The sequence below is a fragment of the Paenibacillus agaridevorans genome (assembly GCF_018604145.1).
In the GTDB taxonomy this organism is placed as follows: domain Bacteria; phylum Bacillota; class Bacilli; order Paenibacillales; family Paenibacillaceae; genus Pristimantibacillus; species Pristimantibacillus agaridevorans.
Window position 1 is genome coordinate 3,557,311 of record NZ_CP075889.1, and the last position, 15,152, is coordinate 3,572,462.

13 protein-coding genes are annotated in these 15,152 nt (G+C 53.2%); 6 read left to right on the plus strand and 7 right to left on the minus strand.

Annotated elements, in window-relative coordinates; translation table 11 throughout:
* Positions 1-8: 8 nt before the first annotated feature.
* The 3 genes from KJW29_RS15065 to KJW29_RS15075 form a co-directional block, all read right to left on the minus strand.
* On the minus strand, positions 9-1,463 hold the full coding sequence (locus tag KJW29_RS15065) for a GGDEF domain-containing protein (RefSeq protein WP_214630405.1): 1,455 nt from the start codon (positions 1,461-1,463) through the stop codon (positions 9-11).
* Positions 1,464-1,541: 78 nt separating this feature from the next.
* Positions 1,542-2,201 (minus strand): phosphate signaling complex protein PhoU, encoded by a 660-nt coding sequence (gene phoU, locus KJW29_RS15070; protein WP_087567881.1) that lies wholly within the window; start codon positions 2,199-2,201, stop codon positions 1,542-1,544.
* 143 nt (positions 2,202-2,344) lie between these two features.
* Complete coding sequence (locus KJW29_RS15075; RefSeq protein WP_214630406.1) at positions 2,345-3,526, minus strand: methyl-accepting chemotaxis protein; 1,182 nt, start codon at positions 3,524-3,526, stop codon at positions 2,345-2,347.
* A gap of 155 nt (positions 3,527-3,681) precedes the next feature.
* Between KJW29_RS15075 and KJW29_RS15080 the strand changes: the two genes are divergently transcribed.
* From KJW29_RS15080 to KJW29_RS15095, 4 genes are all read left to right on the plus strand, one after another.
* Positions 3,682-4,860 (plus strand): M20 family metallopeptidase, encoded by a 1,179-nt coding sequence (locus KJW29_RS15080; protein WP_214630407.1) that lies wholly within the window; start codon positions 3,682-3,684, stop codon positions 4,858-4,860.
* 26 nt (positions 4,861-4,886) lie between these two features.
* Positions 4,887-5,675 (plus strand): threonine/serine exporter family protein, encoded by a 789-nt coding sequence (locus tag KJW29_RS15085; protein ID WP_214631149.1) that lies wholly within the window; start codon positions 4,887-4,889, stop codon positions 5,673-5,675.
* Between the two features lie 383 nt (positions 5,676-6,058).
* Positions 6,059-6,490, plus strand: a complete 432-nt coding sequence (locus KJW29_RS15090) for a threonine/serine exporter family protein (protein ID WP_087567878.1) — start codon at positions 6,059-6,061, stop codon at positions 6,488-6,490.
* A gap of 20 nt (positions 6,491-6,510) precedes the next feature.
* Positions 6,511-7,377 (plus strand): helix-turn-helix domain-containing protein, encoded by an 867-nt coding sequence (locus tag KJW29_RS15095; RefSeq protein ID WP_187101159.1) that lies wholly within the window; start codon positions 6,511-6,513, stop codon positions 7,375-7,377.
* On the opposite strand, the gene KJW29_RS15100 is transcribed toward KJW29_RS15095, so the two are convergent.
* The 4 genes from KJW29_RS15100 to KJW29_RS15115 form a co-directional block, all read right to left on the minus strand.
* The gene (locus tag KJW29_RS15100) at positions 7,299-7,916 is read right to left on the minus strand and encodes a tetratricopeptide repeat protein (RefSeq protein WP_214630408.1); all 618 of its coding nucleotides are present in this window, start codon (positions 7,914-7,916) and stop codon (positions 7,299-7,301) included. The genes KJW29_RS15095 and KJW29_RS15100 overlap by 79 nt on opposite strands.
* A gap of 139 nt (positions 7,917-8,055) precedes the next feature.
* Positions 8,056-8,778 (minus strand): response regulator transcription factor, encoded by a 723-nt coding sequence (locus KJW29_RS15105; protein WP_087571578.1) that lies wholly within the window; start codon positions 8,776-8,778, stop codon positions 8,056-8,058.
* 128 nt (positions 8,779-8,906) lie between these two features.
* On the minus strand, positions 8,907-10,685 hold the full coding sequence (gene pnpS / locus KJW29_RS15110) for a two-component system histidine kinase PnpS (RefSeq protein WP_214630409.1): 1,779 nt from the start codon (positions 10,683-10,685) through the stop codon (positions 8,907-8,909).
* A 45-nt stretch (positions 10,686-10,730) separates the two neighbouring features.
* Positions 10,731-11,714 (minus strand): bile acid:sodium symporter family protein, encoded by a 984-nt coding sequence (locus tag KJW29_RS15115; protein WP_246608729.1) that lies wholly within the window; start codon positions 11,712-11,714, stop codon positions 10,731-10,733.
* Between the two features lie 285 nt (positions 11,715-11,999).
* Here KJW29_RS15115 and KJW29_RS15120 point away from each other — a divergent pair, with 285 nt between their 5' ends.
* Positions 12,000-13,259, plus strand: coding sequence for an MFS transporter (locus KJW29_RS15120; protein WP_214630410.1), 1,260 nt, complete (start codon positions 12,000-12,002; stop codon positions 13,257-13,259).
* A 28-nt stretch (positions 13,260-13,287) separates the two neighbouring features.
* Positions 13,288-14,427 carry a YfbR-like 5'-deoxynucleotidase gene (locus tag KJW29_RS15125; protein ID WP_214630411.1) on the plus strand — a complete coding sequence of 380 codons (1,140 nt, stop codon included), beginning with the start codon at positions 13,288-13,290 and terminating at the stop codon, positions 14,425-14,427.
* The last annotated feature ends 725 nt before the right edge of the window (positions 14,428-15,152 follow it).

The window sequence follows — 15,152 nt, forward strand, 5'->3', positions numbered from 1 at the left end:
AAATCATCTCACTTCTCTCTCGGCTGGCTGTTTTTCCATTCACCGGCGACATATACGCTGCCTTTGATCGATTTGGCTCTTTTCTTCAATCTGGCTGCAGTTATGGATATATCCTCCAGGTTCATCTCTCCGGTACCGTCGCATTGGAGCAGCGACAACGACAAGGTGACGCCGTTCTGCTCCACCTTCTGTCCTTGACGGTTCTCCACGACGGATATGTCGGCCCCTCTATAATAACGATGGACGCCGCCGTCGAACGCTTGGATCAAACGCTCGCATACGGCTTCCGCGCATGGAGGATCCACGACGCCAATGAAGTCGTCGCCGCCGATATGACCTACAAAAAATTGCCGGCTGTCGCTGTTTGCGAACTCTCCTACCATAAGCTCGGCCAAGTATCGAATCAGCTCGTCACCTCGAGCAAAGCCGAAACAATCGTTGAACCATTTGAAATAATCCAGATCCGCGTACACGACCGAAAACGGCTCCCGATTCGCGATTCTGCGCGATAATTCCGCTTCAATCCCCGAGTTGCCCGGCAATCCCGTCAAAGGATTCGCTATTCGGGCTTCCTCGGTGCGGAGTGCCGTCATACACTCCAGAATGCCTCGGATCGTCGCCGCTCCCATGACGATGCCATCCTTGACTATTACGACAATATCGTACAATCTGGACTCGTCCCTCGACATCGCCAGCTGAGACACCCTCTCAACCGGCGTATATTCTTCGACGATAAGCGGATCGCGATCCATGACAAGCTCTACGGAACGGCTGGCATACAAGGCATGACCGAATTGGCCGGCCAGCTGCTGATAAAGCCGATCTCTCATGATGACCCCGGCGGGGCGGCTATCCTTTACGATGATGACGCCTTGCACGTTCGGATTGGCGTCGAACAAATTGGCGACTTCGGATACCTTCGCGTTGCATTCGAACAAGGGTACGGGAGAAGCAAGCTTCCCGATCGGATAGCCGCTTCCGATCTCGCCGCGATTGCCCTTGGCGGCAAGCGCGGGCTCGCTTGTGCCCAAAGCCAGGTGACGCTCTCCTCTATCCACCGCCTCTTGAATGCGGCTTAACAAGTGGGCTTCCGCCTTCTCCGGCGTCGTCATCGGTCGCGTCCATGCAGCTCCGACTCCGAAACGTCTCGCCCTGCCGTCGGAGAAGCCGCTTGAACGCGTCCCTCCTGACAGCCTTTGAAGCTCTTCCGTCACTCGCTCGACGATCGCCTCGGTCGAGAGTCCGGCAGAGGATATTTCAAGCCAATACAAGATACCGGATTCCAATGATTGCTTCCAGAATACGCCTGGCTCGCTTGCAGCCCACTTTTCGATCGCTAAGGCGAGTTCTTGCTGCGACGGCATGAACTCTACGTACAGAGCGACCACGCCGCCGGTCTTCCAGCGATCCATGACTACGCTAACCATTGCTTCGTGCAACAATCCCGTTCCGACCTTACTCACGACTATCCCCTCGATCCTCGGGTGCGCCACACCGCTGTCAGATGCCCCGCAGTGCCGATATTGCTGCCGCGTTACGACCTATTGGTTCAGATCGGGACGCTCGCTTGTCACCAGGTACACTACGCTTTCCCCGATATTCGTCGCATGGTCGCCGAAGCGCTCCAAATGTCTGCTGACGAAGCTGAGCAGCGAAGCCTGTGCGATGTTGCGCGGATTTTCCATCATAAGCATCATCAATTCGCGCGTAATTTGGCCATACAACGCATCGACCTGATCATCGTCCTTGGCCATTTTGTACGCCAAATCCACGTTTTCGTTGATGAAGGATTGAATCGATTCGTACGTCATCGTGGCGACGATCTCTGCCATGCGCGGCAGATCGATCAATGGCTTTATCAGCGGCTGACCTTCCAGTCGAAGCACCGTCTTCGCGATATCGACGGACAAATCTCCCATTCGCTCCAGATCGCTCGCGATGCGGAACGCGGACAGGATTCGTCTAAGATCCTTGGCCACCGGCTGCTGGGTCGCAATCAATTTGGCGCCGAGCTCCATAATTTTTTCTTCCATTGCATTAAGCTGGTGATCGGCTTCGATTACCTCTTTCGCGCGCGCCGTGTCGACGTTTTTTAATGCGGATACTGCTTCAGCCAACGCTTTCTCGACAAAATTGCCCATCTCGACAATCCACTGATGAAGATTTTCCAAACCGTGATCAAATTCTTTTCTGACCGTCATTGTTAATATGCCTCCCCGAATCGATGAACTGGATTCCCAGCCTGTATTTTACTCGTAGATTGTTAATGGAGCATTTTTCGTTTGTTAAGCGGAAGTAAAAACAATCCGAACCGCGCTTTTTCCCCATCCGCTAAGCTTTTTGTTCAGGAGTAAGTTTGACGCAGCCGCTCCATCTCCTGCGAGACTTGAGCCGACAATTCATGGGCCTTCTCCGCCAGCTCTCCAATCGTCTGCGAGCTGGTTCGGTTGTCCGCGGCCGATTTAAATATTTCCTGAAAGACGATGTCCGCCGCTTCTACGCTGTTTACGCTGGACGCCGTCTGTCTCCGGCCTGCTTCAACAAGCTCGACGGCCTTGACGATGGACTGCACAATGTTGTTGGTGATGGCCGTAATTTCAATAGCGGACTTCTTGGTCTGGTCTGCCAAATTCATAATTTCTCCCGCTACAACAGAGAAACCGCGGCCATATTGCCCCGCCCTCGCCGCTTCGATCGAAGCGTTGATCGCAAGGATGTTGCACTGCTCCGCCAGCTCCTTGATCAGCTTCGACACAGCGCTTATAGAACCCGTCTCGCGCTCCAGCTCCTTCATTCGTTCGGCTTGCCGAACGGAGCTGTTTTCGATACTTTGGAATGATTCCTTGATGCTGTTTAACTCGGACTTGCCCTGAAGGGTTAAATCCACCATTCTCATGGATAAGGTGTCACCGAGCTGCACAGAATCGCGTACGCTCTCTACGGCTTCATCAATGCCGTTGATCCGCTCTTTCGCAGAAAGCAGCGTCTCCTTCTGCGCTTCCATCGCCTGCAATTGAAGCTCCTTGGAGAGACGGAGCAGATCGCTGACGGCCAGCACGCCTTCATACCGCCTATTGGAGACGAGAACGATGCAATCATACAACGAATCCCCCTGACGGGACATGGCCAAATCAATGATCTCTCGGGGATCCGAGTCGATATCGACGATGATCGGGGCCGTATCCGAAAGTCCGAGAGCCGGTTTATTGTAGAACAAGGCGACGCTGTATCGATGGGCAAGCTTGTACGAGAACCGGTTGCGCATCGCGAGTCCGCTGATGTTGCCGGAGTTGCTGACCATGACGATGCATTCGCAATCGCCTTGCTCCTGGAACATCTCAAGCAGATCTTTGCATAATGAGTCTTCATGAACGACTGGAGCCGATCTTGCGAAATCACGGAGACGGATGATCCCCGTCTTTGACTTGGACATGGATGGAGACTGCAACATGATCGGCTTCGTCTCCAATACCGGTTCTTCCGTACTGGATCCTGCCGTATTCCGACTTATCATCGTTGTCGTCATGATTCAATCCTCCTATTGACAAAGAATGTTTTATCGAAATTATAGACCTATTGCATTATCCCGATTTCATGGCACTGTTATCGGAATGTTAAATGTAGCGCTCGTCCAATATGTTATAATGGAAGTTGATAATCGGGTGAAGGATGGTTGCAACGATGAGTAAACAATTGGCATTAGCCGCCATTGAACAACAAGCGGACGCGTTCCGCGACATAGCGACAAAAATCGGCAGGCAGCCCGAGCTTGGCCATCAAGAATATTTTGCATCGGGACTGTTGACCGACATGCTTGCCCGGGCGGGGTTCCAGGTAGAGAAAGGCGTGTTGGGACTGGATACGGCCTTTCTCGCCGTCTACGATACCGGCAAGCCCGGCGCGGTCGTCGCCTTTCTATGCGAGTACGACGCTCTGGAAGGGCTTGGCCATGCATGCGGCCACCATCTCATCGGTACGATGAGCGCCGCTGCGGCCATTGGACTTAAAGCTGTCGCCGACGAGCTCGGCGGCGTTATCCGCGTCTACGGCACGCCGGCCGAAGAGACAAAAGGCGCTAAGGTGCCGATGGCGGAAGCCGGTCTGTTCGACGATTGCGATATCGCGCTGATGGCGCATCCCTATCACAGCTTCGAGCGCTCCGGACAGTCGCTGGCGCTGGATCCCGTCCGCTTCGAATTTAGCGGGCTCGCCGCGCATGCTGCGGCGAGTCCGCATGAAGGCATAAACGCGCTGGACGCGGTTCTTGCGCTGTTCGGCAGCGTCAATGCCCTTCGCCAGCAGACCCGCAGCGATGCCCGCATTCATGGCATTATCGACAACGGCGGCACGGCGCCTAACATTATTCCGGACTATGCGTCGGCGAAGTTTTACGTGCGTTCTGCTTCGCGAGCTTACACGAACGAGCTGACGGCCAAGGTCAAACGATGCGCGGAAGCTGCCGCGCTTGCGACCGGCTGCGGGCTCCAGGTGAGCAGCTACGAATATTCCTACGACGAGCTGATGACAAACGAGATTTTGTCGGAAACGTTTATGAACAATCTCGCCCAGGCTGACATCGCCCCGGAGGAAGTGCAAGACGGCAAGGATCACGGCTCGCTTGATCTTGGCAACGTGTCGAAGCGCTGTCCGGCCATTCACCCTTATGTAAAAATCGTCGAGGACCGGCTCTTGCTGCATACGGAGGCGTTCCGGGACGCGGCCATGACCGATACGGCGCTCGACAGGATGCTCGTCGGAGCCAAGCTGCTTGCGGCAACGGCTTATGACGTCATGGCGGACGGCCAGCTTCGGGCGGCCATACGCGAGGAATTCCGCCAGCGGACGTCGACAGCGTTATGACGTTAGACACGACAACGGATTTGACGATGCCAGCAGGTACGTCTGCGCATACATTAGCTGACATAACGCCAGAGCAAGCACATGTCATTACGCAGACCTGCCTGCTCGCCGGCAAAATTATTTTGCAGAACGGCGGAGAGACGTACCGCGTGGAGGATACGATGGTGCGAATCGCCGCCGCTTACGGCATCGAGCAGTCCCATAGCTTCGTGACGCCGACGGGGCTGATCTTCGCGATCGACGGAGCTTCGCACGTGACGCGGCTGATCCGGATCTCGGAGCGCAACACCAATCTGAGCAAAGTAGCCATGGTCAACGACATCTCGAGACGAATCAGCGGCGGCGATCTTGGGCCGAATGAGGCTTATACGCTGCTAAAGGAGATCGATGCGGCTAAACATGAGTATCACCCCGGACTTAAGGTGCTAGCTGCGGCAGTTGCCAGCGGATGCTTTCTTATTATGTTCAGGGGAGAATGGCATGACTTCTTCCCCGTATTCGTGACGGGCGGTTCCGGGTTTCTGTTTTTCCTGTTTATTCACCGGATCGTGCCGATCAAGTTTTTCGCGGAATTTCTGACCGCTCTGATTATTGGCAGTCTGGCGGTCGGCGCGGTCAAGCTTGGCTTCGGCCATGATCTCGACAAGATCATCATCGGCTCCGTTATGCCTCTGGTGCCGGGACTGCACATTACGAACGCCGTCAGGGATCTGATGGCCGGACATCTCGTTTCGGGCTTGTCCAAGGGGGCCGAGGCGTTTTTGACCGCTTTCGCGATCGGCTCCGGCATCGCTGCTATTTTGTCTATTTTCTAAAAGGGAGTTCAAAAAGTCCGCTTTTGATCACGAAGTATGCCTAGAAGCCTACTCGACATCGAATATTTCCTGATACCCACGAAAGTGAAGGGAAGCTTCGATGTCAATTCCAATTACTTTCGCGGGGCCCGAAGTTAGGCGAAACTAAGCAGATGCTTTCGAAGTATGTTTCCTCCGGAAACATTGAAGGTGCTCACGTAGCTTCCACTACGCTCCGCTCCTCAGTTTCTACCTTCATCCAATCTTCTACAGCGTTTTTGAAAAAACGCAGCATCGGAAGCATACTCTATTGTGCTGAATACCGAACTTTTTGAACTTTCACTTCTGAGCTGTCAGAATGTGTTGTGTTGCACTTATCATGTAACTTAGGAGCGCCTGTCGGCATGGAAATTGTCTATCAGCTCGTAACGAGCTTCATCTCGTCCGCCCTGTTCGGATTTATATTCAACTCGCCGATCCGTCAACTGGCTCGCTGCGGCTTCGTCGGCATGTCCGGCTGGCTGGCTTATTACATCTGCATTGAGCTGGGTCTCGACGTTATCCCGGCAACGCTGATCGCCGCGTTCCTCGTCACCGTCCTCAGCCAGCTGTTTGCCAAGCTGTACAAGACGCCGATCATCATATTCAGCGTCGCCGGCATTATTCCGCTTGTTCCGGGCGGCCTCGCCTACGATGCCATGCGGCATGTCGTCGAGGATCAATACGATACCGCCGTGCAGCTAGGGGTAAAAGCGTTTATGATATCGGGCGCCATCGCGATCGGTCTCATTTTCTCCGAGGTCATCAATCAAATTATACGGCGAACGGCTCGCTGATTAGACGGGAGGCGCTCTCATTGGACGCATTCAACGAGAAGGTCCGTTACGAAAATCCTCTGCTGTCGGTTCGTATTTTCCGAACGCAGCGCGAGGGTTCGGATTTTACGAATTGGCATTATCATAAGCAGCTTGAGCTGCTGCTTATTTTGAGCGGTCATCTGGATGTCTATCTGGAGCAGGACAGCTATCATCTGGGTCCAGGCGACCTGGTCATCATCGGGGCATCCGAGCTGCATCGTGACAAAAGCGAGAAGCTTCTCGATTACATCGTGCTGCAGTTCGACTTGGAGCAGTTTTTCGACCATAGCTCCATCCCTTATATTCGTTACTTCTCGGCAACCCATGCGCCGCTTTCCAAGGCGAATTATATTTTTGAGGAGAATGCTGCGGTAAAGGCGGAGATTGCGACTTGCGTCACGCGCATACTGGACGAAGCGACGGGCAAATCGACGGGGTACGAGCTTGCGGCGAGCATTTTGATCAAACAAATATTGCTGCATCTGCTCCGGAACGACACGCGCAAAATGCTGATCGAGCAGGACAACTTCGACAAGGTGCGGCTGAAGCCCGTGCTCGACTACGTGGAGAACCATTTGACGGACCGGATTCAGGTCGAAGAAGTGTGCAAGATTGCCAATATGAGCTACTACTATTTCGTCAAGTATTTCAAAAAAACGATCGGTCTCTCCTTCACGGAATACGTTAATTACCGCAAGGTGAAGTGGGCCGAACGGATTCTGCTTACGAAGGATCTGAGCATCTCCGAGGTTGGCGAGCGAATCGGCATGCCGAATATGGCCCACTTCTACAAGATGTTCAAAAAGTACAACGATTGCTCGCCCAAGCAATTCCAGCGCAAGATGCTGACTTGGCAGCGGAATTGATGCTCCGCTAGGACTTTTGCTCTCGCCAAGGCCGACCGCGCTTCAATAACCCGATTTTTTCGGGCTATTGCTTCCGACAAGGCTGGCTGCGCTTCAATAACCCGATTTTTTCGGGCTATTGCTTCCGACAAGGCCGACCGCGCTTCAATAACCCGATTTTTCCGGGCTATTGCTTCCGACAAGGCCGACCGCGCTTCAATAGCCCGATTTTTTCGGGCTATTGCTTCCGACAAGGCTGGCTGCGCTTCAATAACCCGATTTTTCCGGGCTATTGCTTCCGACAAGGCTGGCTGCGCTTCAATAACCCGATTTTTCCGGGCTATTGCTTCCGACAAGGCTGGCTGCGCTTCAATAACCCGATTTTTCCGGGCTATTGCTTCCGACAAGGCCGACCGCGCTTCAATAACCCGATTTTTCCGGGCTATTGCTTCCGACAAGGCCGACCGCGCTTCAATAGCCCGATTTTTTCGGGCTATTGCTTCCGACAAGGCTGGCTGCGCTTCAATAACCCGATTTTTCCGGGCTATTGCTTCCGACAAGACTGACTGCGGCCCCTTTTCCTTACTCGCGAAAAGCGCATTTATTTCATTACGCTTTTTTATAAGTCTACGCAGCTTAACTACGCTTACAAAACGCGCGCGCTCTCTCCCCCTACCAAACAAAAAAAGCCCGGCATCCCTACAGCTTAGGGCTTGCGAGCTTTTTAGGCATAACGAGCTTGTATCCGACGCCTCGGATGGATTCGATCTGAACAGATTGCTGGCCAAGCTCCAGCTTCTTCCGAAGCGAGCTGACGTGTACGTCGACGGTACGCTGGCCGCCAATGTAGTCGAAGCCCCATACGACGTTCATAAGATCGTCGCGGGTAATGACCATTCCCGGACGCTGCACCAGATAGAGCAGCACCTCGAACTCCTTGGGCCGAAGCGGGATCGGTTCGCCGTTTACGACAACCTCGTATTTCTCCGGGTAGATCGCCAACTCCCCTACCGAGATTACCTTCTCGTTGGAAACAACGGGTGCGGGGTCTTCGTTGTGCGTCCTGCGCAAGACGGCCGATACACGAGCAAGCAGCTCAGCTACCCCAAAAGGTTTCGTTATATAATCATCCGCTCCATGCTTAAGTCCCTGCACGACCTCTTCTTCCGCATTGCGTGCCGTCAGAATAATGACAGGCGTGCGAACGCCGTGCTGGCGAAGCCGGCTCAACACTTCGAAACCATTCATGCCCGGCAGCATGATATCCAATATAATGAGATCGAAACCTCGTTGAAGAGCGGTCTGCAGCCCTTCGCTGCCATGATCAATGACGGTAGTCTCGTAGCCCTCCTGAGTCAAGTTGTACGATAATAACCTTGCCAAAGTCGGTTCGTCTTCAATGACTAACACTTTGTGCGACATAGGGACCTCCAGGCTCTATAGCGGCGCATCAAGCGCCGCATACACTTAAAGTTTAACGCTTAGTAAACAGTTTACCACGACTTCCACGTTATGCGATAGTCCAACATGCCTAACCAGGCCTTGCCGCCTTATTGAATGACGGGAAGATCAATCGTAAATGTCGTTCCTACGCCGACCGTGCTGCTGACCGAGATCGTTCCCTTATGGAGCTCCACCAGATGCTTGACGATGGACAAACCGAGGCCCGTGCCGCCGGAGCTCCGGCTTCTGGCCTTGTCCACGCGATAAAAACGCTCGAAGACGCGAGGCAGATCTTTTTTGGGAATGCCTATGCCGGAATCCCTGATCTGGATGCGGACTTGCTCGTCGCCATACGCATAGATGCGAATCGTAACATGTCCGCCCTCCGGCGTGTAATTAATGCCATTGGACAACAAATTCATCATGATTTGGCGCAGCCGGTCTTCGTCCGCCTCCAGATATAATCCTGATTCGACGTCACGCTCCAGAGCAATGCCTCTGCGTTTCGCTTCCGGCTCCAGCAGCTTTACCGTCTTGTCAATGAATCCATCCATCTCTACAGGAGAAAACATGAGCGGCACTCTTCGCGATTCAATCTTAGACAGCTCCAGGATGTCTCCGATCAGACGATTGAGCCTTTCGCTCTCGTCGAAAATAATTTGAAGAAACGAACGAGCCGTCTCTTCGTCCTTAACGGCACCGCCAAGCAGCGTCTCCGCGAATCCCTTAACTGCGGCAATCGGAGTCTTAAGCTCATGCGATACATTCGCCACGAATTCGCTGCGCATCCGCTCCAGTCTGCGAATCGCGGATACGTCTTGCAGGACAAGGAGCACGCCGCTAAATTCTCCGTCGTTGTTTTCGCGGACAGGCACAAGATTAAGCTCCAGCAGTCGCTCCTCCGGGAAGTAAAACGTTATTTCCTCGCGCAGATGCTCCCTCGAATCCAATGCTTCCTGAATAATCTGTGCCAGCTCATATTGCTGCTTCGCTTCGGCGAAGTGCCGTCCGACAAGCTCGCGCGCGGAGAAGCCGAGCACTTCTTCCGCCCTGCGATTCATAAGCAGAATAATGCCATGAACGTCAATCATGACGACGCCGTTGATCATGTTCGCAAGTACGCTCTCCAGTTGGTTCTCGTTCTGCCTGATGCGGCTCATCTGCACCTGCAGACTGTCGGCCATCGCATTGATTGCCGTGCCCAGCTCTCCGATCTCGTCTTGTTTCGTCGTCTTCACTCTCGCGCGATAGTCCATGTTTTTGATCCGCTTGGCCACTTTCGTAATCTGCTCCAGCGGCTTCGTCAGGCTCAGGGCAATTCTATAGCTGATAACGGCCGCGACGATGCACAGCACCCATAGGCCGCCAATTAAAACGACCGTCAATTGATCGATGCTGCCCTCTACCTCTTGCAGCGACATGGCTAGCCGTATGATATAAGTATTGCCATCTTCCAGAACGACATGTGGAATCGCCACGTAGATCAAGCTTTCTCCAGCCGTCTCGCTGGGACGCACTGCTTGTCCGACGCCCTTATCCATCGCTTCCATTACTTCTTTACGAGAAGCATGATTGTCCATTGTACGCGGATCGTAGTCCGAATCGCCGATGACCGTGCCGTCTCCCCGCATAAACGTCACCCGCGCATCGGTGTATCCCTTGAGCTCTTCCGCTTCATTCGTATAATAGAAGGTTTGCTCCTCCAGCTCGCCCGTCAGCCAATCCATCTTGTTGACGATGAGATGCAGCTCGCGAACCATATTGTCTTCCAGCGCGTTGATATGATTGTTTTTAAACGTCTTCATCATCAGGAAACCCGCAGCCGTCACCGACAGCGCGGTCATCGCGATAATAATGATCGTTAGCCGGGTTCGAAAACTGTTCATGTCCGTTCACTCCTCATGGATGGGCCGGCAAATCAATGCCAACGTTTATCGTACATGCGTACGGACCGCTTTGCCAGTCTTGTTTCTGTTAAGTTTATGTAAAACATAATGATGAACGGTCGCCACCGGCTGTTGAATAAGAATCGACAGCACGACCGGTACGGCGGCAAGCGGGCTGAAATAGCCCATCGCCAGTACGATGCCGAGGGAAATATTGCGCATGCCGGTCGCATACGATACCGTCGTCTGCGTCTCGCGATCTCGCAGGCCAGCCGTAAAGACGAAGCCGACGGCGTAACAAATGCCGACTAAAACGATGACAACAGGCACCAACAGTGCCATGTCGCGCTTCAACTCGTCTACGTACGGCGCAATAGCCGAAGCGTTAAGCGCGACAACCGAAACGAAGCAGAGCTTGGAGATCGGGGCGGCGATCGGCTTGGTTCTAACCGCGACCGTCCCTTTGCTCCATTCGTACAAGGCAACGCCAATGATCGTGGGTAACACGATAAGGATGGTTAAGTCCAACATGAGCGGACCTGCCTTGACCTCTACCCCCGTCCCGAAAAAGGCATGCACGCCTGCCGGAACGACGAACGGGCTGAGCAGGGAATCCAATACGACCATGGCCAGCATGAGCGGCACGCTTCCGCCGGACATGCCCACCCACAAAACGGACGACACGCCAAGCGGGATAATCGTAAACAACACCAACCCCACGACATATGGAGAGTCGGCCCCGAAGATCGAAACGCCTGCGGCGTAAGCAATGACAGCCGAAACGACGTGGGCCAGTAGAAAGGTTAGCAGCATAATGCCCGGCCGCTTCATGACGCCGCGCAGATGATTGAGCCCGCAGCCCATCGCCATCGTCAGCGTGACGAAAGCAAATAAATAGGGAACGGCCGGCACAAAGGCTTGCAGCGGACGTTCCAATAGAAACCCGAGGATGAGTGAGCAGGGAATAATGAGAAACATCCATTTTTCGAATAGGGTATTAAAGGTTAAACCTAGTTTGCGTATATCCATGTTGTTATCTCCCGTCCGGCAACCGCTTATGATCTTCCTATGATAAACCTAATTCGCAATTTCGACCATCATTCGCACTATAGATGGGTTTGGATCCTTGACCTCCAAACAATTATGCATCACCATGTATGTAAGGATTGGATATGTCCGACATGATGCCGCCACTTTCATTTTTAAGCTATTATATCCTGTTGAGAAGGGATTGACTATCGGGTCGCCCGATAGTTACGCATAATAAGATCGGAGATCGGTTTAAACATCAGAGTTAGAGACGAGGATATCAGAATGGCAAAAACAGCATTAAACCGATCGTTTTATTACTTGTTAGGTACGCAAACCGCCTCCAATATGGCCGACATCCTGTATACGATGGCGCTCACCGTGATGGTCCTGAATCAGACGGACAGCTTGATCTCGGCCACGCTCGTACCGCTCATACGTGGAGCCATGGGGATGATCAGCGGCTCCGTTGCTCCTCTTTTAATGGCCAGAATCAAACTGACGCGCCTGTTATTCGTCTCGCAGCTTGGACAATTCGTTGTATTCTCGTTGTTGGTATTATATCTTTGGAATAGAGGGGATTCGTCCGTCCTATTGCCTGTTCTGCTCCTCGTGTCCATTCTGTCATTCCTGGACGGCTGGACAACGCCATCACGCAACTCGCTGGTACCGCGGTTAGTCGGGTCGGACAGCGGACTGATGAAGGCGAACGGCATGTTGTCCGTCAGCGACCAAATCGTGCAATTCGCCGGATGGGGACTTAGCGGTGTCGTCGTCGTCCTGATCGGCACCCGTAATACCATGCTCGCGGCGGCTGTTATATACGGATTGGCCGCCTCGTTGACCTTGCGTATTCATGAGCCGGCTCTGGAAATTAACGTTGGCAAAAAGGCGCTTGCCAGAAGCAATCGGAACATTCTGATCGAGGGCTGGCAGCTTATATGGAGAGTGCCAAGGCTGCGCGTCCTCACGTTTATGGACGTATCGGACATGATCGCGAATTCGGTGTGGGCAGGAGCCTTCTTGCTTGTTTATGTGCAACAGGTTCTGGAGCGTGGCGATGAATGGTGGGGTTTCATTAATGCCGCCTACTTCTCGGGAACCCTGCTCGGCGGAATCATCGTGGTATCCTTGGTAGAGAAGTTAAGTCGTCGTATTTATTCTTACATGCTGGTTGGCATGATCGGGTACAGTTTGTTCATCTACCTGTTCGCATTCAACCAATCGCCATGGCTTGCCCTTTTGTTCGTCGTGCTGTGCGGACCGTTCGCAGAGCTTGCTATGGTGAGCCGCAAGACGCTTCTTCAGCGCAGCCTGGATAAGGCAAGGCTGCCGCAATTATTTTCCGCGCAGAACGTGCTGCTCAATCTGTTCTTTTGCTTGTCGCTGCTTGGCATGGCATGGATTGCGGAGACGTTTGGCATTGTACCATTGTTCGTATTCGCCGCGTGTCTGACATCGGTAACTGTCGTGATCGGACTGCTCAGCTATAAAGTATTTCATCGTGCGGAAGAGACCGGACAGGAGTCCGCGAGCACGTTATGATTTCAATTGATGTGGAGGGGAATCAGTCTTGAAGAACAGCTCATTCACCAATGCCATCATTCAGATGCAATACGTGTCCAGGTGGAAGGAATTCTCCCCCCGTTACAAGGACAACGCCGCCAGCCACAGCTTCCGATGCGCATCCATTGCTATTATGGCCGGCATTATAGAGGAGCGTGTATTCGGCAATCCGCTGAACAAGCTTCAACTCGCGGCGCGGGCGTTGCTGCATGATTTGAACGAGACGGTTACGGGCTCCATCAAATACGTGACCAAAAAAGACGCTCATGTCGCGGACCATATCCGCAAGCTGGAGACCGAGGTCAGCAAGGAGATCGTGTCGTACCTCTCCCGATCGCTCCAGCCTCACTTCTACGACTACATCGTCGATGCCGAGGACGAATCCTATATCGGCCGGCTCGTGCAGGCGGTCGATTCCTTCGATGCGATGCTATTCTGCATGCGCGAATACGAGCTGGACGCCAATCCGTATTTTGCTTCGAAGTACGAGCAATTGCGGGCCGAGCTTGCCGCCTCATCCTGCCCCTCAATCGCCTGGCTGCTGCAGGCGTTGGACACCGATGCCGGCGTGCGGCAGTTTCTCGATCACATCCTGAACCTGGATCTCATCGAACGTTGGGGCGGCAGCTTTAATCTGATCCCCGACAACGACGCCACGCATTCCTTCCGCGTTGCCGCGATGTCCCTGTTTAACGGATTGCTCGAGACGGAACGATTCGGACGTCCGGGCATCGATCTTTACAAGCTGCTCGGCAAGTCGGTCATGCACGACATCGTCGAAGGCGTCAGCGGAGACGTCGCGTCGCCGATCAAGAAGTCTTCCTCCGTTATACGCGAGGCGTTCGAGCGTTACGAGCAGGAAGTCGCGCGCAAAATGGTGGAGCAGCTCCCTTCGTTTTTCCACGACGAAATGATGGATTTCCTCGTGAATGCGAAGGACGACACCTATGAGGGCGAACTCGTGGACATCGCCGACAAGCTCGACGCGCTCATCAAAAGCAATCTGGAGATGCGCAACAACCCCCATTACGGGGAAAAGTATTACGGACAGCTCGTGCATATCCAGCATCATTACGAGAATCCTTGCGTCATCTTCTTCCTCGCCTACATTCTGCATGATCTGACTTACGACCATTTCGTGCGGTGAGGACGTTTTGTTTCGGGGAAGCTAGTTTGTGCGGGGATGTTTGTTTGGTGTGGAAAGGTAATTAGTGTCCTCGTAGGTAGAAGTAACGTGAAAGTTATTTAGCAAAAACACTTAAGGTGCCGTTATTGGGATATCTGATGGCGATATGCAATTGTACGTTAGAATGATCCTCCATGTTTTTTCATACCAGCTACGATACTTTTGTTTTTTCTTTAGATCGCAGCCTAGATGCGCCGCTCGCAAGTATCGACGACACGGCGGATTAATACGTTATATCCTGCAAGGGACGAGCAATGTGAAAAAGCGAGTTCATTGAAGCACTGGCAGGCGAGGACGAGCAAATGTATATGAAAAAGCGAGTACAATGGGGTGCTGGCAGGTGGGAACGGGCGAATATGTATGAAAAAGCGAGTTCATTGGGGCGCTGGCAGGCGGGAACGGGCGAATGTGTATGAAAAAGCGAGCACAATGGGGCGCTGGCAGGTGCGGACGTGCGAATGTGTATGAAAAAGCGAGTACAATGGAGCGATGGTGGGCGGGGACGAGCGAATATGTATGAAAAAGCGAGTTCATTGGGGTGCTAGCAGGCGGGGACGAGCGAATGTGTATGAAAAAGCGAGTTCATTGGGGTGCTAGCAGGCGGGGACGAGCGAATGTGTATGAAAAAGCGAGTTCATTGGGGTGCTAGCAGGCGAGAAGGGCGAATGTGTATGAAAAAGCGAGTA

Coding starts and splice junctions, on each gene's coding strand:
- phoU (WP_087567881.1), bottom strand. CDS start 2,201: ATGACGGTCAGAAAAGAATTTGATCACGGTTTGGAAAATCTTCATCAG.
- KJW29_RS15075 (WP_214630406.1), bottom strand. CDS start 3,526: ATGACGACAACGATGATAAGTCGGAATACGGCAGGATCCAGTACGGAA.
- KJW29_RS15080 (WP_214630407.1), top strand. CDS start 3,682: ATGAGTAAACAATTGGCATTAGCCGCCATTGAACAACAAGCGGACGCG.
- KJW29_RS15085 (WP_214631149.1), top strand. CDS start 4,887: ATGCCAGCAGGTACGTCTGCGCATACATTAGCTGACATAACGCCAGAG.
- KJW29_RS15090 (WP_087567878.1), top strand. CDS start 6,059: ATGGAAATTGTCTATCAGCTCGTAACGAGCTTCATCTCGTCCGCCCTG.
- KJW29_RS15105 (WP_087571578.1), bottom strand. CDS start 8,778: ATGTCGCACAAAGTGTTAGTCATTGAAGACGAACCGACTTTGGCAAGG.
- pnpS (WP_214630409.1), bottom strand. CDS start 10,685: ATGAACAGTTTTCGAACCCGGCTAACGATCATTATTATCGCGATGACC.
- KJW29_RS15115 (WP_246608729.1), bottom strand. CDS start 11,714: ATGGATATACGCAAACTAGGTTTAACCTTTAATACCCTATTCGAAAAA.
- KJW29_RS15120 (WP_214630410.1), top strand. CDS start 12,000: ATGGCAAAAACAGCATTAAACCGATCGTTTTATTACTTGTTAGGTACG.